Here is a 23,744-nt window from a genome sequence, read left to right as displayed (position 1 = left end):
AGGAGCCGCGCCGAACCCGCTCACCCCAGCGCCGCCACCCACTCCGAGCTGCCGTCCACGAACGACTGCTCCTTCCAGATCGGCACAGAGGCCTTGATGTCGTCGACCAGCGCGGCGCACGCCTCGAACGCCGCCGCCCGGTGCGCCGACGCGACCGCGCACGCCAGCGCCAGGTCGCCCACGACCAGGTCGCCCACCCGGTGCACCGCGGCGATGCGCACCTCGGGCCAGCGCTCGCAGACGCGGCGGGCGGAGGCGAGCAGAGCGGCCGGCGCGTCCGGATGCGCCTCGTACGAGAGCCGCAGCACCCCGCGGCCCTCGTCGTGGTCGCGGACCACGCCCGCGAAGGTCACGATCGCGCCGTGCCCGGGGGAGTCGACGGCGTGCTCGCACTCGTCGACCGTGATCGCCTCGGCGGAGAGGCGCGCGAGGGCGACCGGATCAGCGGGCATGGTCGCCGCCTCCGAGCTGGTCGAGCAGATGCCCGATCACCGGGTCGAGCACGACGATCCCGTCGCGCACACCGCCCGGCGACCCGGGCAGGTTCACCACGACGCTGCGTCCGCTGACGCCCGCCAGCCCGCGGCTGAGCACAGCGGTCGGCACGTGAGCCGCTCCCCGGGCGCGCACCGCGTCGGCGAGGCCGGGGAGGGGCCGCTCCAGGAGGGGCGCCGTCTGCTCCGGAGTGACGTCGCTCGGCGCGACGCCCGTCCCGCCCGTGGTGATCACCACGTCGATCCCGCTGCCGATCGCATCGGCGACGGCCTCGCCCACCGCGTCCCCGTCGGCGACGACGACCACCCGCGACTCCCAGCCGCGGCTCTCGAACCAGGCGCGCAGGACGGGCCCGGTGCGGTCCTCGTAGACGCCCGAGGCGGCCCGCGTGGAGGCGACGACCGCCACGGCGCGCCGTGCGTCGCCGCTCATTCGCTCGTCCACGACCCGCTCCTCCCGCCCGCCTTCGCGAGCACCCGGACACCCGTGATCACCGCGGCCCGGTCGACCGCCTTGATCATGTCGTAGACGGTGAGCGCCGCGACGCTGACCGCGGTGAGCGCCTCCATCTCGACCCCGGTGCGTCCGCTGGTGCGCACGCGCGCCTCGATGCGCACCCGGTCCTCCTGCGGCTCCAGGTCGATGTCGACCCCATCGAGCGCGAGCGGGTGGCAGAGCGGGATGAGCGTCGACGTGGCCTTGGCGCCGAGGATCCCGGCGATCCGCGCGACTCCCAGCGCCTCGCCCTTGGGCAGCTCGCCCTGGGCGAGCAGCCGCACCACCTCTGCGCGAGCCTCGACGTACCCCTCGGCGACGGCCGTGCGCGCGGTCACCTCCTTCGCGCTGACGTCCACCATGTGCACCGCGCCATCGCCGCGCACGTGCGTGAGCTCACTGCCCTCAGTCATCGATCCTCCAGATCTCGACCGTGTCGCCGGCCGCTGCGTGGTCCGTCCCGACGGGGACGTGGATGAGCACCGTCGAACGCGCGTACGACGCCAGCAGGTGCGAGCTCGGGCCGCCGACCGGGTGCACGAGACCTTCGTCGTCGAGGACACCGCGCCTGATCTGGTGCAGGTGGGCGGGCGAGTCGAGCGCCGCGGCCAGCCGTGCGCGCAGCCGCGGGCGCTCGGCGGGAACCCGGCCCGCCAGCGAGCGCAGCACCGGTCGGAGGAACACCTCGAACGAGACCAGCGCGCTCACGGGGTTGCCCGGGAGCGAGACGACCGGCAGGTGCAGTCCCTCCGCCGCGCGCACCACGCCGAGGCCCTGCGGTCCGCCCGGCTGCATCTCGACGTGGCCGAACTCCGACCCGGCCGGGCCGAGCGCGTCGCGGACGACCTCGTAGGCGCCTGCGCTGACTCCGCCGACCGTGATCACCAGGTCGGCCCCGGCCGCGTGCTCCTCGAGGAGGGCGAGCAGGTCCTGCGGCTGGTCGCTCGTGCACGCGGCGACGATCGGCAGCGCTCCGGCCTCGCGCAGCGCCTCGGCCAGCAGTGCGCCGTTGGCGTCGTGGATCTGCGCCTCCTCGAGCAGCGCCCCCGCCGGCCGGATCTCGTTGCCGGTCGGCACGACGAGCACTCTCAGGCGGGGCAGCACCTCGACCTCGGTCAGTCCGAGTGACGCGAGCAGGCCGTAGTGCGCCGAGCGGAGGACCGTCCCGGCCGGGAGGGCGAGCTCGCCCGCGCGGGCGTCGCTGCCGCGGGTGCGCACGAACGTCGAGGCCGCCACCGGCTGCGTGAACGCGACGCGATCCTCTGCCGGGAACCGCGGCGGATCGACGCGCTCGACCGGCACGACCGCGTCTGCTCCGGCGGGCAGCGGCGAGCCGGTCATGATCGGAGTCGCGGTGCCGGGCTCATGCCGCGGCGCGCGGGCGCCCGCGGGGATCGGCGCGGCGACGGGCAGCGAGACGGGCTGCTCGGCCGAGGCCGCGTCGAGGTCCGTCGAGCGCACCGCGAAACCGTCCATCTGCGAGTTGTCGAAGCGCGGCAGATCGAGCGCAGACGCGACCGAGTCGGCCAGCACCCGCCGGTCGTAGGCGCCGGGATCGGTGGTGACGGCGGCGGGATCGAGCATCAGCGTCTCGCGGGCACGCCGCGTCGCCAGCGGCGTGAGCAGAGCACGCACCCGGGCGGCGTGCACATCGATCGAGGTCATCGGGTCCTCTCTCGGGCGGCCGGTGCCCGACCGGCGACGGGACAGAGTCCATCTTGCCGCGTCCTGTCCGGTTCCGCGGCGTAGTGTGAGCGGATGAGCACAGCACTGGGGATCCCGGCCGTCCGGCCCCGACAGAGCACCGCGGTCCTCCCGGCCGACCGGCCGGCCACTGCGCTCCTCCTCGACACCTACGGCCGGATCGCCGACGATCTGCGGATCTCGCTGACCGACAAGTGCAATCTGCGCTGCACGTACTGCATGCCCGCCGAGGGCCTGCCGTTCCAGCCTCCCGCGTCACTGCTCAGCCGCGGTGAGATCCTGCGTCTGGCGCGGATCGCTGTGGAGCAGTTCGGTGTCCGCCAGATCCGCTTCACCGGCGGCGAGCCGCTGCTGCGGAAGGACCTCGTCGACATCATCCGCGACGTCGCCTCCCTCGAGCCCCGTCCCGAGATCTCGCTGACGACGAATGCCATCGGCCTCTCCGGTCGTGCGGCGGCGCTCGCCGAGGCGGGCTTGGACCGCGTCAACGTCTCCCTCGACTCCATCTGCGCCGAGACCTTCGCCACGGTCACCCGGCGCCCGTTCCTCGACCGGGTGCTCGCGGGAATCGACGCTCTCGGCCCCGCGGGTCTCCGACAGACCAAGATCAACGCGGTGCTGCTGCCAGGGATCAACGACCGCGAGGCACCGGAGCTGCTCGCGTGGGCGCTCGCCGGCGGTCACCAGCTGCGCTTTATCGAGCAGATGGCGCTCGACGCCGACCACGGCTGGGACCGCGCGACGATGATCACGGCGGCCGACATCCGCGCCCTGCTCTCGCAGCGCTTCACGCTGAGCCCGCACTCCGCTCCGCGTGACGGAGCACCCGCCGAGCTGTTCGACGTCCGCGACACCGACGGCACCGAGGTGCTCGGTCAGGTGGGGATCATCGCCTCCGTCACCGAGAACTTCTGCGGCGACTGCCGCCGCACGCGCCTCACGGCCGAGGGAGGCGTACGCAGCTGCCTTTTCTCGAACGAGGAGACCGATCTGCTGGGCCCGATGCGCGCGGGTGCCGACGATCACGAGGTCGCCCAGCTCTGGCGGGGAGCGATGTGGGCCAAGCCCGCGGGGCACGAGATGAACCGGGTCGGATTCGTGCAGCCCGAGCGCACGATGAGCGCGATCGGCGGCTGAGCGTGCAGGTCCGCTACTTCGCCGCGGCGAAGGCCGCCCTCGGTCGCGCCTCCGACGTGTTCGACGACATCGGCGACCTGGCCGGTCTGGAGGCGCGGCTGGTCGCCTCCGCGCCCGAGGCGGCGCCGGTGCTCGCGCGCTGCACGTTCCTCGTCGACGGAGTCTCGACGACGGATCGCACGCAGCCCCTGACATCGGCGGCGGCGGTCGACGTCCTGCCGCCGTTTGCGGGAGGCTGACGGGAGGCGCGCCGCCGCCCTCTGCGGATCGCTCCGTCTCCCGCGGACCCGCCGCCGCTCTAGCGTCTCCAGCCCGCCATGCCTCCGGTCAGCGATTCCGCCGCGACCCCCGCGGCTGCGGCGCGCTCCGCAGCCAGCCGTGAGCGGGTGCCCGAGGCGCAGTGCAGCACGAGCGGGCCGTCGGGCAGTGCCCGAGGGTCGAAGCGCGACATCGGCATCCGCACAGCCCCCGGCACGGCGACCGAACGGTCCTCGTCGTCCTCGCGCAGGTCCACCACCGTCGGAGGCGTCGGCCCGGCCAGCCGCTCCCGCAGCTCCGCCGCACTCACCGCACCTGCCGCCACCGCGCCCGGCGGCGCCACCCCGATCGGAGGCACTCGCCGCGCCAACGGCAGCTCGCCCCACGAGCCGTCCAGCGCGTCGTGCACCAGCACCCGGCCGAACAGCGGACTCCCCACTCCGGTCACCAGCTTCACGACTTCGGCCGCCATCGCCGAGCCGATGGTCGCGCAGAGCGCCCCGAGCACGCCGACGGTCGCGCAGCTGTCCGCCGCGTCCTCGGCCTCGGGGTGCAGCGCCCGCAGCGTGACGCCTCCGCCCGGCGCCTGCGACCAGAACGTCGAGAGCTGTCCGTCGAACCCGAGCGCCGATCCCCAGACGTGCGGCACCCCTGCGCGGGTGGTCGCGTCCGAGGCGAGGTAGCGCGCTCCGAAGGTGTCGAAGCCGTCGACCACGATGTCCCACCCGGCGATCAGGTCGTCGGCGGTCGCCCGGGTCAGTGAGACGGGGAACGCGCGGACGTCGATCCCGGGCGAGAGGCGCCGCGCGGTCGCCGCCGCCGACTCCGCCTTCGAGAGCCCGACCCACGAGTCGTCGTGCGCCGTCTGCCGCGCCAGGTTCGAGACCTCGACGACGTCCGCGTCGACGATCCCGAGGCGTCCGACGCCGGCTGCGGCGAGCGCGGTGATCACCGGCGAGCCGATGCCACCGGCGCCCAGGACGAGCACCCGCGCGTTCCGCAGCCGCCGCTGCCCGAGCTCGCCGATCGGTCCCAGTCGGATCTGTCGGGCGTAGCGCTCGCGCTCGGCCGCGGTCAGGGGCGGTCCCGGCTCGATCGGCAGCGGCATGCGACATCCTCCGTTCCCCTGCCGCGGGCGGCCGGGTCCTCCCAGTCTGCCTGTACCGGGTGCCAGCGCCCGCACTCGAGGTCCCGACCTCGGGAGCGTCGCGACGACGGCCGATCTCCGCCGACCGACCTCGGCTCCGCGGTCCGCGACGCGGCCGTTCCTCCGCCTCCGAGGCCCTGCTCCGCCCATCGACTACCGTGGGAGCGTTGTGGACGGGAGCGAGGCGGCCGGGTGTACCTGAAGAGCCTGACCCTCAAGGGGTTCAAGTCCTTCGCTCAGCCGACCACGTTCGCCTTCGAGCCGGGCGTCACCTGCGTCGTCGGGCCCAACGGCTCTGGCAAGAGCAACGTCGTCGACGCGCTGGCCTGGGTGATGGGGGAGCAGGGCGCCAAGACGCTCCGCGGCGGCAAGATGGAGGATGTCATCTTCGCGGGCACCTCCACCCGCGGTCCGCTCGGCCGGGCGGAGGTCGCCCTCACGATCGACAACTCCGACGGGGCCCTCCCGATCGAGTACACCGAGGTGACGATCACCCGCACGCTGTTCCGCAACGGAGGCAGTGAGTACGCGATCAACGGTCGCGGCTGCCGGTTGCTCGACGTTCAGGAGCTCCTGAGCGACTCCGGTCTCGGTCGCGAGATGCACGTGATCGTCGGGCAGGGGCAGCTCGATGCGGTGCTGCGCGCGACCCCGGAGGAGCGGCGCGGCTTCATCGAGGAGGCGGCGGGCATCCTCAAGCACCGCCGCCGCAAAGAGAAGACCCTCCGCAAGCTCGAGGCGATGCAGGCCAACCTCACCCGCCTCTCCGATCTCGCCGGCGAGATCCGGCGCCAGCTCAAGCCGCTCGGGCGCCAGGCCGAGGTCGCCCGCCAGGCCCAGACGATCGCGGCCGTGGTCCGCGACGCCCGTGCTCGCCTCCTGGCCGACGACGTGGTGGCTCTGCGCGCGGCGCTCGACGGATTCGCGCGCTCCGAGAGCGAGCGGCACAGCGAGCGCGTCCTGCTCCAGGAGCGGCTCGAGCAGGTCACCCTGCGCCTCGCGCGGCTCGAGGCGGAGGCGGTCGGTGACGCCGTCGACGACGCGCGGCGCACCGCCTTCGAGCTGGAATCGGTGCAGGAGCGGCTGCGCAACCTCTCGGCGCTCGCGGGGCAGCGCCTCGCAATGCTCGAGATCGAGGCTGACCAGCCGCAGATCCAGCCGCGGGTCACCCCGCAGCAGATCGAGGAGGCGGGAGTCGAGCTGGAGCGGCTGCGGCAGGCCGTCCTCGACGCCGAGGCCGGCTGGGTCGATGCTCAGCGCGCGACCGTCGCCGCCCGAACCGCCCTCGACGCCACGGACGACGAGATCGCCGCCCAGTCGGCACGGGTCTCGCGCTACGACCTCGAGCTCTCGAGCTTCGGCGGGCAGGCGGACACGGCGGCATCGCGACTCGCGTCGGTCCGCGGCGAGGTCCTCCGTGCGCAGAACACCCTGGACTCCGCCGGGCAGCGCCGGGACGCCGCCCGACAGGCACTGGACGCTCTCGAGGACGAGATCGGCGAGGCCGGGCGCGGAGCGGACGGCACGCTCGACGAGGGCTACGAGCTCGCTCAGTCGGCCGTCGTCCAGGCCGAGGCCGAGATCGGGAGACTGCGCGAGGAGCTGCATGCGCTGGAGCGCGACCGTGAGGCTCTGGCGGCGAGGAGCGGTGCCCTCTCGCTCGCCCTCGATGTCTCTGACGGCTCCGCCGAGCTCGTCGCCGCGCGGCTCGACGGCGTGCTGGGCAGGGTCGCCGAGCGGATCCAGGTGCGACCGGGCTTCGAGGCCGCGGTGGCGGCGGCGCTCGGCGCGATCGCCGACGCGGTCGCGGTCGAGTCGTTCGCGCAGGCCGAGGCGGCGCTCGGCGAGGCCGTCGACCGCGAGCTCGGCCGGGTCGAGCTGCTGGTCGCCGGCGCGCGGCGGCCGCCGGTCGATCTCCCGGTCCCGGAGGGTGCCCTGCGTGCGGTCGAGCTGGTCACGGCGCCTCCCGGCGTCCTGGCCCTCCTCGAGACGGTCGTCGTCGTGGAGGACCTGGCCACCGCCCGCCGTCTCCTCCCCGGACTGACCGGGGGAGCCGTCCCCGTCACCGTCGTCACCCGCGACGGCGCCACGGTCTCGGACATCCTCCTCAGCGCCGGCTCGGGCGGGCAGCGCAGCCGGATCGAGCTCGTCTCCGAGCGCGACTCTGCCGCGACCCGTCTGGAGGAGGTCGAGCGCCTCCTCGACCGCCTCCGCTTCGAGGTCGCCGAGCAGAACGGGGCGCTGCGAGCGGCGAAGGAGCAGTCGACGCTCGCTCTCTCGGCCCTCCGCGAGCACGACGCAGCCCGGGCGGCGCACACCGAGCGCCTGGGCCGGGTGCGTGCTCAGCTCGAAGCCGCGACCGCCGAGCACGGACGCGGCGAGAAGGCGTTGGCCATCGCCTCCGAGCGGGTCGGCGACGCCGAGCGCGCCTCCCAGCGGGCGAGGGAGGCTCTCGACGAAGCCCGAGCCCGCCCGCGGCCCGTCCTCGACGTCAGCGCTCGCGACGGACTCCAGCGCGGGGTCGACGCCGCTCGCGAGCGCGAGATCGAGGCCCGTCTCGGCGTCGAGACCGCGAAGGAGCGGGTGCAGGCCGAGCAGTCTCGGGGCGAGTCGCTGGCCCGCCGGCTGGCGGACGAGCGGGCAGCCGCCGAGGAGGCGGCGCGCCGGGCCGTCGTCCGCCGCCGCCAGCGCGAGGCCGCCGCAGAGGTGAGTGCCGCTCTCCCGGCCGTGCTCGCCTCCGTCGAGCGGTCGGTGCAGGAGGCGCGCGACGAGCTGGTCACGGCCGAGGCGGCCCGCTCGCAGCAGAACGAGGAGCTCCGGACGCTGCGCCGCGAGGAGGCGACCCTGCGCGAGCGGCTGCAGTCCGTCACCGAGAGCGTGCACGGCCTCGAACTGCAGATCTCCGAGAAGCGGCTCCAGCTGACCGGTCTTCTCGAGCGCGCCGGCTCCGAGCTCGGGCTCACCGAGGACGTGCTCGTCGAGGAGTACGGTCCGGAGGTCGGCGTCCCGGACGAGACCGACGAGCAGCAGGAGCCGCGCCGTTACGTCCGCGAGGAGCAGCGGCGCCGTCTCGAGAAGGCCGAGAGGCAGCTCGGTCAGCTCGGCCGGGTGAATCCGCTGGCTCTGGAGGAGTTCGCCGCCCTGGAGCAGCGGCACGTCTTCCTCACCGAGCAGCTCGCCGATCTCACCAGCACCCGCCGCGACCTGCTCACCATCATCGAGGAGCTCGATGAGACCATGCAGTCGGTCTTCGCCTCCGCCTTCGAGGACACGCAGGCCGCCTTCGCCGATGTGTTCCCCGTGCTCTTCCCCGGGGGCACCGGCAGCATCAGCCTGACCGACCCGGAGAACCTGCTCACCACCGGGATCGAGGTCGCCGTGAGACCGGCCGGCAAGAAGATCGAGCGTCTCTCCCTGCTCTCGGGAGGCGAGCGCTCGCTCGCGGCGGTGGCGTTCATGGTCGCGATCTTCACGTCGCGGCCGAGCCCGTTCTACATCATGGACGAGGTGGAGGCGGCGCTCGACGACGCGAACCTCGGCCGGCTGCTGAGCATCTTCGAGGACCTCCGGACCTCGAGCCAGCTCATCGTGATCACCCACCAGAAGCGCACGATGGAGATCGCGGACGCGCTCTACGGCGTATCGATGCGCCAGGACGGCGTGTCGGCCGTGGTCGGTCAGCGGGTGCAGGCACCGCCCGCCTGAGGCCCTCCGCACGACCCGCAGGACCTGCGCCCGCTGCGCGAGCGGGCACCGGAGAGGGCGTCCACCTGCTCGAGCCCGAGGCGCGCGCCAGCGCGGATCGCCCGTCCGATCCTCCCGCTCCGCCCGCCGGTAGCCTGGACCCATGGCTGAACGCACCTCCTGGTCGCTCGGTCGCGCTCTGCGCGGCCTGTTCGAGAAGCGCACGATCGACGAGCAGACGTGGGACGACCTCGAGACCGCCCTGATCACCGCCGACTTCGGTCCGGACATCACTGAGGAGATGGTCGCCGACCTCCGCGCCAAGGTCGAGCGCTACAGCACGACCGACCCGCGAGACCTGCAGCGCATGCTCCGCGAGTCGCTTGAGGAGCGCCTCTCGAAGTACGACACGACCCTCACGCTCAGCGAGCGCCCCGCCGTGATCCTCGTGGTGGGCGTGAACGGCGTCGGCAAGACGACGACCATCGGCAAGTTCGCGAAGTTCCTCCGCAACTACGGCCGCAGCGTCGTCGTGGGCGCGGCCGACACCTTCCGCGCCGCCGCCGTCGATCAGCTCGCCACCTGGGCGCAGCGCGCCGACGCGCAGATCGTCCGCCCGCAGCAGGACAGGCAGGATCCCGCCTCCGTCGCCTTCCAGACCGTGCAGTTCGCGAAAGAGAACGGCGTCGAGATGGTCATCATCGACACGGCAGGTCGGCTGCACACCAAGGGCGGTCTCATGGACGAGCTGACCAAGATCAAGCGCGTCATCGAGAAGCAGGCCCCGATCTCCGAGGTCCTGCTCGTGCTCGATGCGACCACCGGCCAGAACGGTCTCAACCAGGCGGAGGCGTTCATCGAGCACGCGGGCGTCACCGGCCTGGTCATCACCAAGCTCGACGGCTCCGCCAAGGGAGGCTTCGTCCTCGCCGTGCAGGAGCGCACCGGCATCCCGATCAAGCTCATTGGCCAGGGCGAGGGCATCGGCGACCTCACCGGTTTCACCCCCCACGTCTTCGCCCAGCAGCTCGTCAGCTGATCCGGCGTCGCCCGGGATCCGTTTCTCCGCGACGGCGCGGACGGTCAGACCGCCTGCGAGAACCCCAGCGCCGCGTCGGCCAGGTGGCGCAGGTGCTCCGGCACCGGCAGCCCTTTCGACTCCATCGAGCGCGCCCAGAGCCGCCCCGCCCGGTAGGAGGAGCGCACCAGCGGTCCGGCGAGGACGCCGAGGAAGCCGATGTCCTCCGCCTCCTCCTTGATCGCCACGAACTCCTCCGGGTGCACCCAGCGGTCCACCGGCAGGTGCCGCGGAGTGGGGCGGAGGTACTGCGTGATCGTCACGATGTCGGTGCCCGCGTCGTACAGGTCTTGCAGCGCCTGCGAGATCTCCTCGCGCTCCTCGCCCATGCCCAGGATGAGGTTCGACTTCGTGATCAGCCCCGCGTCCCGCCCCTGGGTCAGGACGTCGAGCGAGCGCTCGTAGCGGAAGGCCGGCCGGATGCGCTTGAAGATCCGCGGCACCGTCTCGACATTGTGCGCGAAGACCTCGGGCCGCGCGTCGAAGACCCTCTGCAGATGCTCGGCGCGCCCCGTGAAGTCGGGCACGAGGATCTCCACGCCCGTGCCCGGCGCCTGGGCGTGGATCTGCCGGATGGTCTCGGCGTAGAGCCAGGAGCCCTCGTCCGGCAGATCGTCGCGCGCGACTCCGGTGACGGTCGCGTAGCGGAGGTTCATCCGCGCCACCGACTCGCCGACGCGCCGGGGCTCGTCCGCGTCGTAGTCCGCGGGCTTCCCGGTGTCGATCTGGCAGAAGTCGCAGCGCCGCGTGCACTGGGCGCCCCCGATGAGGAACGTCGCCTCGCGGTCCTCCCAGCACTCGAAGATGTTGGGGCAGCCCGCCTCCTGGCAGACCGTGTGCAGCTCCTCGCTCTTCACGAGCGCCTGCAGCTGGCGGTACTCGGGCCCCATCGAGGCCTTGGTGCGGATCCACTCGGGCTTGCGCTCGATCGGCGTCTCGGCATTGCGGATCTCGAGCCTCAGCAGCTTGCGCCCGCCCGCCTCGGCGCTCACGCGGCGACTCCGGAGGCGTCAGTGCGCGCAGCGAAGGAGGGCGCGGCCGCGGCGAACCGCGCCATCACGCGGGCACGCACCATCGGCATCGACGGAGAGTCGCCGCGTTCGCGCTCCAGTGTCGTCGCTCCGGCGTCGCTGATGCCGCACGCGACGATCCGGGAGTAGGGCTCGAGGCTGTTCGAAACATTCAGCGCGAAGCCGTGCATCGTCACTCCGGAGGCGACCCGGATCCCGATCGCCGCGATCTTGTCGGCGCCACCCGGCCGCTCCATCCACACCCCCGACCGCCCGTCGACGCGGGTCCCGTGCACCCCCAGGTCCTCGAGCACGTCGATCAGCACCCCCTCAAGCGCGCGGACGTACGCGACCACGTCGACCGGTTCGCGCAGCCGCACGATCGGATAGCCGACGAGTTGGCCCGGGCCGTGCCAGGTGATGCGGCCGCCGCGGTCGACGTCGACCACCGGAGAGCCGTCGGCGGGACGGTCGTGCGGCTCGGTGCGCTTGCCGGCCGTGTACACGGCGGCGTGCTCGCAGAGCACCAGGGTGTCGGGCCGCTCGCCGGCCACGACCTCGGCGTGGAGGCGGCGCTGCAGCTCCCAGCCGTCGCGGTAGTCCAGGGGATGCGCGGAGTCGCCCGCGACGAAAGTCTCGATCACCGGGCCACCCTAACCCCGTTCCTGTACCCGGACCAGTTAATCCGCGCGCCGGGTCGACGCCCCCGCGCGCACTGCCAGCGAGAGCCGCCCCGACCTCGCCCGCGGCTCCGGTAGAATTCCCGGCATCATGGCTACTTTCGGCACCCTCTCCGATCGACTCGTCGAGACCTTCAAGAACCTCCGCACGAAGGGCAAGCTCTCGGCCTCGGACGTCGACGGCACCGTCCGCGAGATCCGACGCGCTCTCCTCGATGCCGATGTCGCCCTCGAGGTCGTGAAGGAGTTCACCGGCAAGGTGCGCGAGCGCGCTCTCGGCGACGAGGTCAACAAGGCGCTCAACCCGGCCCAACAGGTCGTCCAGATCGTGAACGAGGAGCTCGTCGCGATCCTCGGCGGACAGACGCGTCGCCTCGAGTTCGCCAAGCGCCCACCGACCGTCATCATGCTCGCGGGCCTCCAGGGCGCAGGCAAGACGACCCTCGCCGGCAAGCTCGGCAAGTACCTCGGCAAAGAGGGGCACACGCCCCTCCTCGTCGCGGCCGACCTCCAGCGCCCCAACGCGGTGCAGCAGCTCCAGGTCGTGGGCGAGCAGGCCGGAGTCGCTGTCTACGCCCCGCAGCCCGGCAACGGGGTGGGCAACCCGGTGAAGGTCGCGCAGGACGCGGTACGCTACGCCGCCGACAAGCAGTACGACACCGTCATCATCGACACCGCAGGTCGCCTGGGTGTCGACACCGACATGATGAAGCAGGCGTCGGACATCCGCCGGGTCACGAACCCGGACGAGGTCCTCTTCGTCATCGACGCGATGATCGGCCAGGACGCGGTCGCCACCGCGAAGGCCTTCCAGGAGGGCGTCGACTTCACCGGCGTCGTCCTCTCGAAGCTCGACAGCGACACCCGCGGAGGCGCGGCCCTCTCGGTCGCCTCGCTCACGGGCCGCCCGATCCTCTTCGCCTCCACCGGTGAGGACCTCGACGACTTCGAGCAGTTCCACCCGGACCGCATGGCGAGCCGGATCCTCGACCTCGGCGACGTGCTCACCCTGATCGAGCAGGCGCAGGCCGCGTTCGACGAGGACGAGGCGCGCAAGGTCGCCGAGAAGATCATGAGCGACTCGTTTACGCTCGACGACTTCCTCGGCCAGATGCAGCAGCTGCGCAACATGGGCTCGATCAAGAAGATGATCGGCATGTTGCCGGGTGCGAAGGGCATGCGCGAGCAGCTCGACCAGTTCGACGAGCGCGAGATCGTGCGCACCGAGGCGATCATCCAGTCGATGACGAAGGCCGAGCGGCAGAACCCCAAGCTCCTCAACGGCTCCCGCCGCTTGCGCATCGCGCGCGGCTCCGGCATGACGGTGACCGACGTCAACCAGCTCGTCCAGCGCTTCGACCAGGCCGCCAAGATGATGAAGACCGTGGCTAAGGGCGGTATGCCCTCCGTGCCCGGGATGGGTCCGGTCCCCGGCGCCGGCTACACCGGCCGCCCGAAGCCGCAGAAGAAGAAGAGCTCGAAGTCGGGGAACCCGGCCAAGCGCGCGGCCGAGAACGCCGCCCTGACCGCACCCCGCTCCTCCGATGCCGGCGGTTCGGGTTTCGGCCTCGGCGGCGGGGCCGCGAAGGGCGCGCAGCCCACCCCCGAGGAGCTGGAACAGCTGCAGAAGATGCTCGGACGATGAGCCCGCTCCGCCGGGTCGGTGTGCTGCTCGCCGCCACGGCCGTCCTCGGACTCACCGGGTGCGCGGGCGGTTCCGGCGTCGAGGCGGTGTCGGCGCCCGCTCCCGACGATCTCGTCGGCCGCTGGGTGACGGGAGTCTCGTACGAGTCGCCCGAGGTGCCATTCCTCCTGATCGCCGGCGACGGCACCTGGACCGGGTCGGACGGCTGCAACGGTGCGCAGGGCGAGTGGTCGGTCGACGCGAAGGGTGCCCTCTCGGTCTCGGCGGGCCCCGGCACGCTCATCGCCTGCGACGGGGTCGCCCTGCCGCGGATCTTCTCGGAGGCGGCGATGGCCTCGATCGACGGCGGGCGCCTCCGTCTGTTCGACGGCGAGGGCGCCACCGTGGTCAAGCTCGCCCGGGCGACCAGCGACCAGGCGCCCACGGCATCGCCGGACCCGGCGGGGGAGTAGCCCCGCCGCGAAGCCGTGGCCCCGAGCACAGCTGCGGTCGATAGCGTGAGGGCATGACAACCCCACTCGCGCGCCCCGTCCGCATCGGCGTCCAGATCGCTCCCCAGCACGTCTCCTACGGAGTCATCCGCGACACCCTCACCGAGATCGAGGACCTCGGCGTCGACATCGCGTTCAACTGGGACCATTTCTTCCCCCTCTCCGGGGAGCCCGACGGCCTGCACTTCGAGGGCTGGAGCATGCTCGCCGCGTGGGCCGAGCAGACGAGCCGGATCGAGTTCGGCCCGCTCGTCACCTGCAACAGCTACCGGAACCCCGATCTGCTCGCCGACATGGCTCGCACGGTCGACCACATCAGCGCGAAGGGGGCCGAGGGCAGACTCGTCTTCGGCATCGGCTCGGGTTGGTTCGAGCGCGACTACGACGAGTACGGCTACGAGTTCGGCACTGCCGGCTCGCGCCTGGACGAGCTCTCCGCGGCCATGCCGCGCATCCGGAGCCGCTGGTCGATGCTCACCCCCGCGCCCACGCGGGACATCCCGGTGATGATCGGCGGAGGCGGCGAGAAGAAGACCCTGCGGATCGTCGCCGAACACGCCGACATCTGGCACAGCTTCTCAGACGTCCCGACCCTCGAGCGCAAGCTCGGAGTCCTCACCGAGTGGTGCGGACGTGTCGATCGCGACCCGGAGGCCATCGAGGTCTCGACCGGCGCGAGCGTCCGCAGCGGAGTCGGCGACGCCTCCTTCGACGTGCTCGACCAGCAGTACGACCTCGGAGCTCGCCTGTTCACGCTCGGCGTCTCCGGGCCCGAGATCGACCTCGCTCCTGTGCACGATCTGCTCGCCTGGCGCGACGGCAAGAACGGCACCACCCGCTGACCGCCGCCCCGCGGCGTTTCGACCCGGACCGCGGGGTCGCGGCAGCGACACCGGGGTCGCGCGCGGGCTCAGGTCGCGGGAGCGTCCGTCGCGCGCTGGTCGCGAGGCACGGCCCTGGCGAGCCCGGCCTTCTCTGCGGCAACGACGAAGGCGTCGGCGAGGGCGAGGTGGCCCTCCACGGTCGGATGCACGCCGTCCTCGCCGAGGAGGCCGTCCGAGCGCAGCGGGTCGGGGTACTCCAGTGCGCCGCCGCCGTCGGCCGTCACCGCGGCGATCAGCGCGGCGTCGTAGCCGTCGAGGTCGGTCGGGCGCGGGTCCGGGCCCCACACCGAGTCCAGGGCGATGAGCCGCGCCGAGGGCGAGGCGGCCGCGATCGCGTCGACCGCGGGCGGGATCGCGGCGGCCACATCCTCCGGGGCCCAGCCCAGGTCGTTGCTGCTCGCGACCAGGATGATCGCGTCGGGCCGAGTGTCGGCGATCTCCTCCGCGCGTTCGCCGATCGCGAGGCCGCAGTCGCCCGGCTCGATGAAGCCGGCCCCGTCGCAGCCGAGATTGGTGACCGACCAGCCCAGGTCGTCGCCGACCAGCTCGGGCCACGCCTCCCCGGGCTCGACGCCGAGGCCGCGGACGATGCTGTCGCCCACCACCGTGACGCGCGAGCCGGCGGGGAGCGAGCCGCCGATCGAGAGGGGCAGCGGATCGGCCGTGACCGCGGGCAGGGGGGTGGGCGTCGTCGTGCCGGCCTCGGAGACGGTCGCCGAACTCGAGCAGCCGGCGAGTGCGAGGGCGGCGAGCAGGGCCGCGCCGGCGAGGAGACGGCGGGTCATGCGCGGGCCTCCCGGAGTCCGTCGCGCAGCTCGACCGCGAGCGCCCGGACGACGGCCGTGAGGTCGCCGTCGTTCGCGGCCGCGGTGCGCAGCTGGCGCTCATAGCTCGCGCCGGCGACCAGGATCAGCTCGACGTCGGCCAGCTCCTGCGTGCAGCCGAGCCTCTCGGCGACCGGAGCGAGGGTGACCAGCAGATCCCGGATGTCGTCCGTGACGAGCCGTTCCGCTCCCGCCGCATCGAGGATGATCTCGGCATCGAGGCCGTAGCGCGCCGCCCGCCACTTGTTCTCCCTGACATACCAGGGCTGCATGGTCGGGAGATCCTCGCCCGCGTCCAGCCGGGACGAGAGGTGCTCCACGAGGCACTGGATGAGCGCGGCGACCGCGCCGATCTCCTCGGCGGAGGAGAGACCGTCGCACGCGCGCATCTCGAGCGTCCCCCACTGCGGCGAGGGACGGATGTCCCAGCGGACCTCCGTGTGATCGTCGATGACTCCGGTGCGCGTCATGTCGTCGACGTACTCCTCGTAGTTCGCCCAGGCGCCGAACTGGGGCGGCAGTCCCGCGGTCGGCAGCTGCTGGAACATCAGTGCGCGGTTCGAGGCGTAGCCCGTGTCGACTCCGCCCCAGAACGGGCTGGAGGCGGAGAGGGCCTGGAGGTGCGGGTAGTAGTCGAGCAGCGAGTTGAGGATCGGCAGGACCTTGTCGCGGTTCTCGATGCCGACGTGCACGTGGATGCCCCAGATCATCATGTTCCGGCCCCACCACTGGGTCCGGTCGATGAGGCGGTGGTAGCGCTCCTTGTCGGTGATGGCCTGGTCGAACCACTGCGCGAACGGATGTGTGCCCGAGCAGATGAGGTCGAGCCCCATCGGGTCGGTGATCTCGCGCACCTGTCGCAGCTGGTCCTGCAGGTCGGCGACCGCGTCGCGCACGGACGTGTGCACGCCCGAGACCAGTTCGACCGTGTTGCGGAGCAGTTCGCCGGTGATCTGCGGGTGCGGGGCTCCATCGTCGCCACGGAGCGCCTCCAGCACCACATCGGCGACATTGGCGAGGTCGCCCGTCTGCCGGTCGACGATCGCGACCTCCCACTCGATCCCGAGGGTGGAGCGGTCGGATGAAGCGAAGCTGATCTCCATGGCGTGGTCCTCATCGGATCCGGGGCGCCCGCCTGATCGGGACGCACCCCGCCATCTTCCCACCTGGCGACGGGGTCGACCTCCGGGCTCAGCTGGGCCTCTCTCAGGCTCGGTCGGGCCGGTCGGAGGCGGCCCTCGGCCACTGGCGGCGTGCCGGGCCCGCGGCGTCGGGGTTTTTCTGGCAGAATGATCCGTCGGGTCCGAGGCGGTCGACCCTCTACTCACCGCCGACGAAACCCCCTCGAGCTTTCGGCCGGGTGTGCCCCCACGCTCACGGCTCAGTTCATCCATCATCGACCGGATACCGGTCAACGACCACACAGGAGAATTGTGGCTGTCAAGATTCGTCTGAAGCGCCTCGGCAAGATCCGGGCGCCCTACTACCGCATCGTCGTCGCCGACTCGCGCACCAAGCGCGACGGCCGCGTGATCGAGGAGATCGGTAAGTACCACCCCACCGAGCAGCCCTCGTTCATCCAGGTCGACTCGGAGCGCGCGCAGTACTGGCTCGGAGTCGGCGCGCAGCCGACCGAGCAGGTCGCCGCCATCCTCAAGCTGACCGGAGACTGGGGCCGCTTCCAGGGCGACGCCGACGCCGTCAGCACCGTCCAGGTGAAGGAGCCCAAGGCTCCGTTCGTCATCGACGCCAAGAAGAAGCCCGTCCTCAAGCCGAAGGCCGAGGCTCCCGCCAAGGCACCGGCGCCTGAGGCCGCCGCCGACGAGACCTCCACCGAGGCGTAGTTCGTGCTCGCTCCCGCCGTCGAACACCTCGTGAAGGGGATCGTCGAGAACCCCGACGAGGTCAGTGTCGTGGCCACGAGCTCTCCGCGCGGAGAGGTCCTCGAGGTGCGTGTGCACCCCGAGGACCTCGGCCGCGTGATCGGACGCTCCGGCCGCACCGCCAAGGCCGTCCGCACCCTGGTCGCGGCCCTCGCAGACGGGCGTCGCGTGCGGGTCGACGTCGTCGACACCGACAAGTAGAGGTGTCGGTCACCGGACCGGGTACGACGCAGCTCCGCGTCGCCCGACTCACCAAGGCCCACGGGCTCAAGGGCGCGATCAAGCTCGAGCTGTACACCGACGAGCCCGACAAGCGCTTCACCCCCGGATCCACGTTCACCCTGCAGGTGCCCCGCACCTCCGAGTGGCACGGCAAGAAGCTCGAGCTCGCCGAGCTGCGCTGGTACAACAGCCACCCGGTCGCGTTCTTCGCGGGGGTCACCGACCGTGACACCGCCGAGACCCTTCTCAAGGCGATCCTCTGGATCGACGAGGAGGTGCAGACGCAGTCGGGCGAAGACGACTCCTGGTACGACTACCAGCTCGTCGGCATGAAGGTCGTTCGCGAGGGTGTCGAGGTCGGCACCGTCCGCCGCGTCGACCATTTCCCGGCGCAGGACCTGCTCATCGTCGCCACTCCCGCGGGCGAGGTGATGGTGCCCTTCGTCACGGCGATCGTCCCGTCGGTCGACCCCGTCGCGGGGATCGTCACCGTCACGCCTCCGATGGGCCTCTTCGAGGAGGCTCCCGAGGAGGAGCCCGCAGAGGTCGACCTCAGCGGAGTCGATCTGACCGACCCGGCGCTGAGCGCTCCCGCCGTCGACGCCCCTGAGCCCGACGCTCCGCCCGTCGACGCGGAGGAGCGGCAGGACCCCGCCTCCGACGGCGCTGGCGGCCCCGAGGAGGACCCCCGGTCGTGAGGATCGACATCGTCACGATCTTCCCGGAGTTCTTCGGCGTGCTTGACATCAGCCTGCTCGGCCGCGCGCGCCAGAGCGGGCTGATCGAGCTCGGCGTGCACGATCTGCGCGACTTCACCCACGACCGTCACCGCACGGTCGACGACACCCCCTACGGGGGTGGCGCGGGCATGGTGATGCGGCCGGAGCCGTGGGGCGAGGCGCTCGACGCGATCCTCCAGCCCGCCGCGGATCCGCTCGTCGTCTTCCCGTCACCTGCGGGCGAGGTGTTCACCCAGGCCACGGCCCGGGAGCTCGCCGAGGAGTCGTCGCTCGTCTTCGGCTGCGGTCGGTACGAGGGCATCGACCAGCGTGTCGTCGACCACACCGCAGAGCGCGCGAGGGTGCGGATGATCAGCCTCGGCGACTACGTACTCAACGGGGGAGAGGTCGCCGTGATGGCGATGATCGAGGCCGTCGGACGTCTCGTCCCCGGCGTCGTCGGGAATCCGGCGAGCCTCGTCGAGGAGAGCCATTCCGACGGACTGCTCGAGTACCCCAGCTACACCAAGCCCGCTTCCTGGCGCGGACACGAGGTCCCTCCGGTCCTTCTCAGCGGCAACCACGGAGCTATCGCGGCCTGGCGCCACGAGCAGAGCGTCGAGCGCACTCGCCGCGTCCGTCCCGAGCTGCTGCCCTGACGGTCCCCGCGCCGCGGAAGAGGTGCCTCCCGCCCGATACAGGCGGCGCCTCCCGTCGGCGCGCCCGTCGTCGCGGGGCGTCTCTCGGAGGCGGTCAGCGGTCGGTCAGCGCGAGGTGCCTCTCGCGCAGTGCGAGGAAGAGCGGGAACGCAAACGCCAGGGCGACCAGCGGAGCGAGCAGAACCAGGATCCAGACGCGACGCATCCCGACGCGCCGCCCCTCGACCACCATGAAGCCCACGGCGCTGATCGCCACGATGAGCAGATCGGTCGTGATCGACGACACCCACGGACCGCCGGCAGCCAGGCCCCCGACGAACTCCGCGCCCTCGAGCACCGCGCGCGCGTTCCAGCTCCACGTCCCCAGCAGCCCGGCGATGGCGAGCACGAGGTACACCACTCCCAGCGGGGTCCACCCCCGGCCGCGAGTGCCGGTCGTCCTGTCCTCGCTCACGCCCGCCTCCGACGGCTCAGTCGCGTGCCGAGAGGACGATGTTCCCCGTCCCGGTGATCGCGATGGTGTGTTCCATGTGCGCCCCGCGCGATCCGTCACGGCTGCGGAGGGTCCAGCCGTCCTTGTCGGTGTAGATCTCATCCGTCGTCTGCAGGAACCACGGCTCGATCGCGATCACCAGACCCGGGCGGAGGGGATAGCCCCGCCCCGCACGCCCGTCGTTGGCGATGTGCGGGTCGCCGTGCATCGTCCGACCGACGCCGTGTCCGCCGAAGTCGGTGTTGATGCTCAGTCCGTCGGCGCGGGCGACCGCGGCGATGGCCGCCGAGATGTCGCCGATCCGCTTGCCGGGCTGCGCAGCGGCGATGCCCGCCTCAAGGGCGCGCGTCGTGGTGTCGATCAGGGCGAGGTCCCCGGGGCGGGGGGTGCCCACCACCACGCTGATCGCCGAGTCCGCGACCCAGCCGTTGACGGAGGCGGCGAAGTCGAGGGTCAGCAGGTCGCCGTCCCGCAGACGGTAGTCGAAGGGCAGGCCGTGGAGCACCGCGTCGTTGACGGAGGTGCACAGCACCTTGCCGAACGGGCTGGCGCCGAAGGAGGGGTGGTAGTCGATGTAGCACGACTCGGCTCCGGCCGAGCGGATCATGTCGTGCGCGAGGCGGTCGAGCTCGAGGAGGTTCACGCCGACCGCGGCCGCAGCGCTCGTCGCCTTCAGCACCTCGCCCACGAAGCGTCCGGCCGGGCGCATCTCTTCGATCTCGGCGGGCGTGCGTAGCTCGATCATCCTGATCCTCTCGGGGTCCGCTGAGCCGTTGCTCAGCGGTGGTGGGTACGGTCGTGTGCATGCGCACGCGACGGGCATTCGGTTCCTGGCAGTATCCGGCAGCGATCGTGCTGCCCCTCTGGATCCTCCTGGGATACGGACTCTTCGGGGGATCGAGCGGATAGACCGTCCTCGGTCTCGTGATCGCCCTCCCCATTCTGGCGGTCGCGCTGGCCGTCGTGGCGAGCATCGTGGCATTCCGGGTCACTGTGCGGCCGACGCGCACCCCGGCGTGGGCGGATGTGGCCGTCGTGGGCGCCTGGCATCTGTCGTTGATCGCGCTCGGCTTCTTCCCGCCGGGGGCCTGGGTGATCGGGCTGCTGTCTGTCGTGCTCGGAGTCGCCGCCTTCTGGCACTCGACGTGGCGCTTCCTCGGCGATGCCAGGGCCACCCTGCTCGCCTTCGCCGAGACGTCCACCACGCCGCCCCGGCCCCATCCCGTCTCCGGCGAGGGCTTCGATCCCGAGCGTCCGCAGGACGGCCAGACGCTCGTCCTCTGAAGCGTCCCTCCGAGCCTCGACCGGGACCGAGGGAACCCTGAACCGTCGGGGAGCCGCGGACATCGGGTTCCCTCGAGTATCGGGGGCTCCCTCGTGAAGCCGTGGTCGCTTTGACGCGCGTCGACGCGGCATGGCAGAATGAGCGCTTGTGCCTCGCGCAGGCTCTGCCACAGGGGAGCCGCGACGACGTGGGCACGCGACCGACTCCCATCAACGAAACGGTGTTCGACCTGTGGCGGGCACGGAGAGCGATACAGCATGCACATCCTCGATTCCGTCGATGCGGCGTCCCTCCGCAGCGATGTCCCGGAGTTCCGCGCCGGCGACACCGTCAAGGTCCACGTGAACATCGTCGAGGGAAACCGCTCCCGCATCCAGGTCTTCCAGGGCGTCGTCATCGGCCGCTCCGGCGAGGGCGTCCGCGAGACCTTCACCGTCCGCAAGGTGAGCTTCCAGGTCGGCGTCGAGCGCACGTTCCCTGTGCACTCGCCGGTCATCGACCACATCGAGCTCGTCACCCGCGGCGACGTGCGTCGCGCGAAGCTCTACTACCTCCGCAACCTGCGCGGTAAGAAGGCCAAGATCAAGGAGAAGCGCGACGCCTGAGCGGCGTCCGCACGGCTTCCCGGGAACCCCGGTCCACCTATGATGGATCGGGGTTCCGCCTTTTCCGCGAGGGGCCCGACCGGGGAGTCCATCCGGTGATGCACAGTAGGGGCGACGGCGAGCGATGACAGACAGCACGGCCCCGGTCCGCCTCCCGGGAGACGACGATCACGCCCGCCACTCGACGGAACCCTCCGGCGGTCGCCGGCCGCGCCGACGACGAGGCGTCCTGCTCTTCCTCCGCGACGTGCTGATCATCTTCGTCGTGGCGGTGCTGGTCTCCTTCCTCGTGAAGACCTTCCTCATCCGCTCGTTCTACATCCCGTCCTCGTCGATGGAGCAGACCCTGGTCGAGAACGACCGCATCCTCGTCAACGAGCTCGTACCCGGAGTCGTTCCCCTCTCGCGTGGCGACGTCGTCGTCTTCCGCGATCCGGGCGGCTGGCTCTCGCCAAGCACCGAGCCGGAGGTCCCGCCCTTCCAAGCCGCGGTCGACTCGGCGCTGGCGCTCGTGGGCCTGACCGCTCCCGACAGCAACGACCACCTGATCAAGCGCGTCATCGGCCTCCCCGGTGACCATGTCACGTGCTGCTCCCCGCTCGGCCAGGTCGAGATCAACGGCAACCCGATCGACGAGCCCTACGTGAAGCTCCCTGACGGAGTGCAGGCGGTCTCGGCGACTCCGTTCGACGTCGTGGTGCCCGAGGGGTCGCTCTGGGTGATGGGCGACAACCGCTACAACTCCGCCGACTCCCGCTACAACACGGACAAGCCCGGCGGCGGCTTCGTCCCGATCGACAATGTCGTCGGTCGCGCGGTGCTCGTCACCTGGCCGGTGCAGCAGTGGGCCTGGCTCGACGACTACCCATCGGTGTTCCGCGGGGTCGAGACCGAGGCCGCCGAGGAGGACACGGGCGGCGCACAGACGGGGCAGGGCTAGGTGGTCGTCGCCGAGCCGACGCTGACCCAGGAGCGTCGCCTGTTCCGTCAGGGCTACGACACGATCATCGGCTGTGACGAGGTCGGCCGCGGTGCGATCGCCGGCCCGGTCTCGGTCGGCGTCGTCTCGATCGGGAGCCGCTGCGGGCGCTTCCCGGAGGGGCTGCGCGATTCGAAGATGCTCTCGCCCGCTCGCCGCGAGGCTCTGGTGCCCGGTGTCGCCTCCTGGGTGTCCGGCTGGGCGATCGGCGAATCCTCCGCCGACGAGATCGACGAGGCCGGGATCATCGCCGGCCTCGGCCGTGCCGCCTCCCGCGGGATCGAGCGACTCGTCGACGAGGGCGTCGACCTCGCCGCGTCGGTGGTCCTGCTCGATGGCGCCCACGACTGGTTGACACCGGCACTCGGAGCGCGGGCGGCCGAGCTGACCGTCGTCACCCGGGTGAAGGCCGACCGCGACTGCGCCTCGGTGTCGGCCGCCTCCGTGCTGGCGAAGGTCGGCCGGGACGGGCAGATGGTGCGCCATCACGACGAATTCGTCGACTACGCGTGGAACAGCAACAAGGGCTACGGCAGCGCGGCGCACTGGGCGGGCATCCGCCGAGTCGGGCCCTCGCCGCTGCACCGGGTCAGCTGGCTGTCGAGGTCGCGCGAGACCGTGGAGGCGTGAGACCTCGGGTGCCGGCGTGCTGCGCTCGTCCACCGGCGTAGGATTGTCCAACGATGGATGAGGACGAATTCGAGGACTACGACCGTGAGGTCGAGCTGGCACTGTACCGGGAGTACCGCGACGTCGTCTCGCAGTTCTCGTACGTCGTCGAGACCGAGCGGCGCTTCTACCTCGCCAACGAGGTCGAGCTGGTCCGCCGTGACACCGAGCACGACTTCTACTTCGAGTTGACCATGCGCGACGTGTGGGTCTGGGACGTCTACCGCTCGGACCGCTTCGTGAAGTCGGTGCGCGTGCTGACCTTCAAGGACGTCAACGTCGAGGAGCTCTCGCGCAAGGAGTTCGAACTGCCCAAGGAGCTGGCGCTCGACGAGTAGGCGCGACCAGGGTCGTTGCGGAGGGGCAGCTCGTGCCTGCCGTCTCGGTCGTGGGCGGCCTCCGTGCAGCCCGGTGAGGGCCACGTTTTCGAGCGCGATGTCGACGAGCCGTTCGCGGCTGACGAATCGCGTCGAGCACGGGTCGGGACACCGGGAGGTCGGTGGTGCTCGGCGTCCTTCTGATGCTCGTCGGCGGCGCCCTCTTCATCGCGGCGCCCTCTGAGCAGATGTCGGTCGCGGTGTGTGGCGGACGGCAGGACGCCTCCGATTTCTCCCTCCTCGGCCTCGCGACACGGGTCACCCCCCCGCGACCGCCGAGCTGGTCGTCGTCCTGACAGTCGTGGCGCTCGGGCGTCGCTC

The 23,744-nt window shown here is 71.6% G+C and carries 27 protein-coding genes; 16 read left to right on the top strand and 11 right to left on the bottom strand.

All coding sequences use genetic code 11. The features are described 5' to 3' along the window. Nucleotides 1-20 precede the first annotated feature (20 nt). The 4 genes from GSU10_RS08415 to GSU10_RS08400 are packed head-to-tail and all read right to left on the bottom strand — an operon-like array spanning nucleotide 21 to nucleotide 2,655. Nucleotides 21-452 (bottom strand): molybdenum cofactor biosynthesis protein MoaE, encoded by a 432-nt coding sequence (locus GSU10_RS08415; protein ID WP_132504229.1) that lies wholly within the window; start codon nucleotides 450-452, stop codon nucleotides 21-23. Continuing rightward, complete coding sequence (locus GSU10_RS08410) at nucleotides 442-939, bottom strand: MogA/MoaB family molybdenum cofactor biosynthesis protein (protein WP_338419323.1); 498 nt, start codon at nucleotides 937-939, stop codon at nucleotides 442-444. Before GSU10_RS08410 ends, GSU10_RS08415 begins: the two co-directional genes overlap by 11 nt. Then, entirely contained in the window at nucleotides 924-1,403 is a 480-nt protein-coding gene (moaC, locus tag GSU10_RS08405; RefSeq protein ID WP_068211998.1) for a cyclic pyranopterin monophosphate synthase MoaC, read from the bottom strand. Before moaC ends, GSU10_RS08410 begins: the two co-directional genes overlap by 16 nt. Then, complete coding sequence (locus tag GSU10_RS08400) at nucleotides 1,396-2,655, bottom strand: molybdopterin molybdotransferase MoeA (RefSeq protein ID WP_132504231.1); 1,260 nt, start codon at nucleotides 2,653-2,655, stop codon at nucleotides 1,396-1,398. Before GSU10_RS08400 ends, moaC begins: the two co-directional genes overlap by 8 nt. Before the next feature lie 93 nt (nucleotides 2,656-2,748). Here GSU10_RS08400 and moaA point away from each other — a divergent pair, with 93 nt between their 5' ends. Both moaA and GSU10_RS08390 read left to right on the top strand, forming a co-directional pair. Beyond that, on the top strand, nucleotides 2,749-3,831 hold the full coding sequence (gene moaA / locus GSU10_RS08395) for a GTP 3',8-cyclase MoaA (protein WP_068213133.1): 1,083 nt from the start codon (nucleotides 2,749-2,751) through the stop codon (nucleotides 3,829-3,831). 2 nt (nucleotides 3,832-3,833) lie between these two features. Then, entirely contained in the window at nucleotides 3,834-4,070 is a 237-nt protein-coding gene (locus GSU10_RS08390; RefSeq protein WP_199220808.1) for a MoaD/ThiS family protein, read from the top strand. A 59-nt stretch (nucleotides 4,071-4,129) separates the two neighbouring features. On the opposite strand, the gene GSU10_RS08385 is transcribed toward GSU10_RS08390, so the two are convergent. Beyond that, nucleotides 4,130-5,197, bottom strand: a complete 1,068-nt coding sequence (locus GSU10_RS08385; RefSeq protein WP_068213127.1) for a HesA/MoeB/ThiF family protein — start codon at nucleotides 5,195-5,197, stop codon at nucleotides 4,130-4,132. Nucleotides 5,198-5,428: 231 nt separating this feature from the next. On the opposite strand from GSU10_RS08385, the gene smc reads away from it, so the two are divergent. Next, on the top strand, nucleotides 5,429-8,941 hold the full coding sequence (gene smc, locus GSU10_RS08380; RefSeq protein WP_132504233.1) for a chromosome segregation protein SMC: 3,513 nt from the start codon (nucleotides 5,429-5,431) through the stop codon (nucleotides 8,939-8,941). A gap of 142 nt (nucleotides 8,942-9,083) precedes the next feature. Continuing rightward, entirely contained in the window at nucleotides 9,084-9,959 is an 876-nt protein-coding gene (ftsY, locus tag GSU10_RS08375; RefSeq protein WP_068212853.1) for a signal recognition particle-docking protein FtsY, read from the top strand. A gap of 44 nt (nucleotides 9,960-10,003) precedes the next feature. Here ftsY and lipA read toward each other — a convergent pair whose 3' ends face one another. Next, complete coding sequence (gene lipA / locus GSU10_RS08370; RefSeq protein WP_068212851.1) at nucleotides 10,004-10,990, bottom strand: lipoyl synthase; 987 nt, start codon at nucleotides 10,988-10,990, stop codon at nucleotides 10,004-10,006. Next, nucleotides 10,987-11,652, bottom strand: a complete 666-nt coding sequence (gene lipB / locus GSU10_RS08365; protein WP_068212848.1) for a lipoyl(octanoyl) transferase LipB — start codon at nucleotides 11,650-11,652, stop codon at nucleotides 10,987-10,989. The genes lipA and lipB overlap by 4 nt, the downstream gene beginning before the upstream one ends. A gap of 127 nt (nucleotides 11,653-11,779) precedes the next feature. On the opposite strand from lipB, the gene ffh reads away from it, so the two are divergent. From ffh to GSU10_RS08350, 3 genes are read left to right on the top strand one after another with little or no spacing between them, the layout of a single operon-like run. Continuing rightward, a complete protein-coding gene (gene ffh, locus GSU10_RS08360; protein WP_068212846.1) occupies nucleotides 11,780-13,333 on the top strand; it encodes a signal recognition particle protein in 1,554 nt (517 codons plus the stop codon). Continuing rightward, entirely contained in the window at nucleotides 13,330-13,785 is a 456-nt protein-coding gene (locus GSU10_RS08355) for an META domain-containing protein (RefSeq protein ID WP_068212843.1), read from the top strand. The genes ffh and GSU10_RS08355 overlap by 4 nt, the downstream gene beginning before the upstream one ends. A 53-nt stretch (nucleotides 13,786-13,838) precedes the next feature. Beyond that, nucleotides 13,839-14,666, top strand: a complete 828-nt coding sequence (locus GSU10_RS08350) for an LLM class F420-dependent oxidoreductase (protein ID WP_068212840.1) — start codon at nucleotides 13,839-13,841, stop codon at nucleotides 14,664-14,666. A 68-nt stretch (nucleotides 14,667-14,734) separates the two neighbouring features. Here the strand turns inward: GSU10_RS08350 and GSU10_RS08345 are convergent, their stop codons facing one another. Beyond that, nucleotides 14,735-15,493 (bottom strand): SGNH/GDSL hydrolase family protein, encoded by a 759-nt coding sequence (locus GSU10_RS08345; RefSeq protein ID WP_132504235.1) that lies wholly within the window; start codon nucleotides 15,491-15,493, stop codon nucleotides 14,735-14,737. Then, on the bottom strand, nucleotides 15,490-16,635 hold the full coding sequence (locus GSU10_RS08340) for a glutamate--cysteine ligase (RefSeq protein ID WP_068210676.1): 1,146 nt from the start codon (nucleotides 16,633-16,635) through the stop codon (nucleotides 15,490-15,492). The genes GSU10_RS08345 and GSU10_RS08340 overlap by 4 nt, the downstream gene beginning before the upstream one ends. Nucleotides 16,636-16,965: 330 nt before the next feature. On the opposite strand from GSU10_RS08340, the gene rpsP reads away from it, so the two are divergent. The 4 genes from rpsP to trmD are packed head-to-tail and all read left to right on the top strand — an operon-like array spanning nucleotide 16,966 to nucleotide 19,015. Continuing rightward, on the top strand, nucleotides 16,966-17,376 hold the full coding sequence (gene rpsP, locus GSU10_RS08335) for a 30S ribosomal protein S16 (protein WP_132504237.1): 411 nt from the start codon (nucleotides 16,966-16,968) through the stop codon (nucleotides 17,374-17,376). A gap of 3 nt (nucleotides 17,377-17,379) precedes the next feature. Further along, the gene (locus GSU10_RS08330) at nucleotides 17,380-17,616 is read left to right on the top strand and encodes an RNA-binding protein (protein WP_068210678.1); all 237 of its coding nucleotides are present in this window, start codon (nucleotides 17,380-17,382) and stop codon (nucleotides 17,614-17,616) included. A gap of 2 nt (nucleotides 17,617-17,618) precedes the next feature. Beyond that, nucleotides 17,619-18,335, top strand: coding sequence for a ribosome maturation factor RimM (gene rimM, locus GSU10_RS08325; protein ID WP_082845106.1), 717 nt, complete (start codon nucleotides 17,619-17,621; stop codon nucleotides 18,333-18,335). Continuing rightward, a complete protein-coding gene (trmD, locus tag GSU10_RS08320) occupies nucleotides 18,332-19,015 on the top strand; it encodes a tRNA (guanosine(37)-N1)-methyltransferase TrmD (protein ID WP_068210681.1) in 684 nt (227 codons plus the stop codon). The genes rimM and trmD overlap by 4 nt, the downstream gene beginning before the upstream one ends. 94 nt (nucleotides 19,016-19,109) lie before the next feature. On the opposite strand, the gene GSU10_RS08315 is transcribed toward trmD, so the two are convergent. Continuing rightward, complete coding sequence (locus GSU10_RS08315; protein ID WP_068210685.1) at nucleotides 19,110-19,469, bottom strand: DUF2834 domain-containing protein; 360 nt, start codon at nucleotides 19,467-19,469, stop codon at nucleotides 19,110-19,112. A gap of 16 nt (nucleotides 19,470-19,485) precedes the next feature. Next, nucleotides 19,486-20,253 carry a type I methionyl aminopeptidase gene (gene map, locus GSU10_RS08310; protein WP_068210688.1) on the bottom strand — a complete coding sequence of 256 codons (768 nt, stop codon included), beginning with the start codon at nucleotides 20,251-20,253 and terminating at the stop codon, nucleotides 19,486-19,488. 179 nt (nucleotides 20,254-20,432) lie between these two features. Here map and GSU10_RS08305 point away from each other — a divergent pair, with 179 nt between their 5' ends. The 5 genes from GSU10_RS08305 to GSU10_RS08285 all read left to right on the top strand — a co-directional run bounded on the left by GSU10_RS08305 (nucleotide 20,433) and on the right by GSU10_RS08285 (nucleotide 23,384). Then, nucleotides 20,433-20,792, top strand: coding sequence for a hypothetical protein (locus GSU10_RS08305; RefSeq protein ID WP_068210690.1), 360 nt, complete (start codon nucleotides 20,433-20,435; stop codon nucleotides 20,790-20,792). Nucleotides 20,793-21,050: 258 nt separating this feature from the next. Next, entirely contained in the window at nucleotides 21,051-21,398 is a 348-nt protein-coding gene (gene rplS / locus GSU10_RS08300) for a 50S ribosomal protein L19 (RefSeq protein WP_068210700.1), read from the top strand. Nucleotides 21,399-21,522: 124 nt separating this feature from the next. Further along, a complete protein-coding gene (lepB, locus tag GSU10_RS08295; protein ID WP_068210702.1) occupies nucleotides 21,523-22,338 on the top strand; it encodes a signal peptidase I in 816 nt (271 codons plus the stop codon). After that, the gene (locus tag GSU10_RS08290) at nucleotides 22,339-23,007 is read left to right on the top strand and encodes a ribonuclease HII (RefSeq protein ID WP_068210704.1); all 669 of its coding nucleotides are present in this window, start codon (nucleotides 22,339-22,341) and stop codon (nucleotides 23,005-23,007) included. A 53-nt stretch (nucleotides 23,008-23,060) separates the two neighbouring features. Then, on the top strand, nucleotides 23,061-23,384 hold the full coding sequence (locus tag GSU10_RS08285; protein ID WP_056044100.1) for a DUF2469 family protein: 324 nt from the start codon (nucleotides 23,061-23,063) through the stop codon (nucleotides 23,382-23,384). The last annotated feature ends 360 nt before the right edge of the window (nucleotides 23,385-23,744 follow it).

The sequence above is a fragment of the Rathayibacter tanaceti genome (assembly GCF_009834165.1).
Taxonomy (GTDB): Bacteria; Actinomycetota; Actinomycetes; order Actinomycetales; family Microbacteriaceae; genus Rathayibacter; species Rathayibacter tanaceti.
This window is presented reverse-complemented; position numbering and strand designations above follow the sequence as displayed.

Bases quoted from the DNA above. Each gene is read 5' to 3' on its own strand.
- GSU10_RS08415 (WP_132504229.1), bottom strand. From the start codon at position 452: ATGCCCGCTGATCCGGTCGCCCTCGCGCGCCTCTCCGCCGAGGCGATC.
- moaC (WP_068211998.1), bottom strand. From the start codon at position 1,403: ATGACTGAGGGCAGTGAGCTCACGCACGTGCGCGGCGATGGCGCGGTG.
- GSU10_RS08400 (WP_132504231.1), bottom strand. From the start codon at position 2,655: ATGACCTCGATCGATGTGCACGCCGCCCGGGTGCGTGCTCTGCTCACG.
- moaA (WP_068213133.1), top strand. From the start codon at position 2,749: ATGAGCACAGCACTGGGGATCCCGGCCGTCCGGCCCCGACAGAGCACC.
- GSU10_RS08385 (WP_068213127.1), bottom strand. From the start codon at position 5,197: ATGCCGCTGCCGATCGAGCCGGGACCGCCCCTGACCGCGGCCGAGCGC.
- ftsY (WP_068212853.1), top strand. From the start codon at position 9,084: ATGGCTGAACGCACCTCCTGGTCGCTCGGTCGCGCTCTGCGCGGCCTG.
- ffh (WP_068212846.1), top strand. From the start codon at position 11,780: ATGGCTACTTTCGGCACCCTCTCCGATCGACTCGTCGAGACCTTCAAG.
- GSU10_RS08355 (WP_068212843.1), top strand. From the start codon at position 13,330: ATGAGCCCGCTCCGCCGGGTCGGTGTGCTGCTCGCCGCCACGGCCGTC.
- GSU10_RS08350 (WP_068212840.1), top strand. From the start codon at position 13,839: ATGACAACCCCACTCGCGCGCCCCGTCCGCATCGGCGTCCAGATCGCT.
- GSU10_RS08345 (WP_132504235.1), bottom strand. From the start codon at position 15,493: ATGACCCGCCGTCTCCTCGCCGGCGCGGCCCTGCTCGCCGCCCTCGCA.
- GSU10_RS08340 (WP_068210676.1), bottom strand. From the start codon at position 16,635: ATGGAGATCAGCTTCGCTTCATCCGACCGCTCCACCCTCGGGATCGAG.
- map (WP_068210688.1), bottom strand. From the start codon at position 20,253: ATGATCGAGCTACGCACGCCCGCCGAGATCGAAGAGATGCGCCCGGCC.
- rplS (WP_068210700.1), top strand. From the start codon at position 21,051: ATGCACATCCTCGATTCCGTCGATGCGGCGTCCCTCCGCAGCGATGTC.
- lepB (WP_068210702.1), top strand. From the start codon at position 21,523: ATGACAGACAGCACGGCCCCGGTCCGCCTCCCGGGAGACGACGATCAC.
- GSU10_RS08285 (WP_056044100.1), top strand. From the start codon at position 23,061: ATGGATGAGGACGAATTCGAGGACTACGACCGTGAGGTCGAGCTGGCA.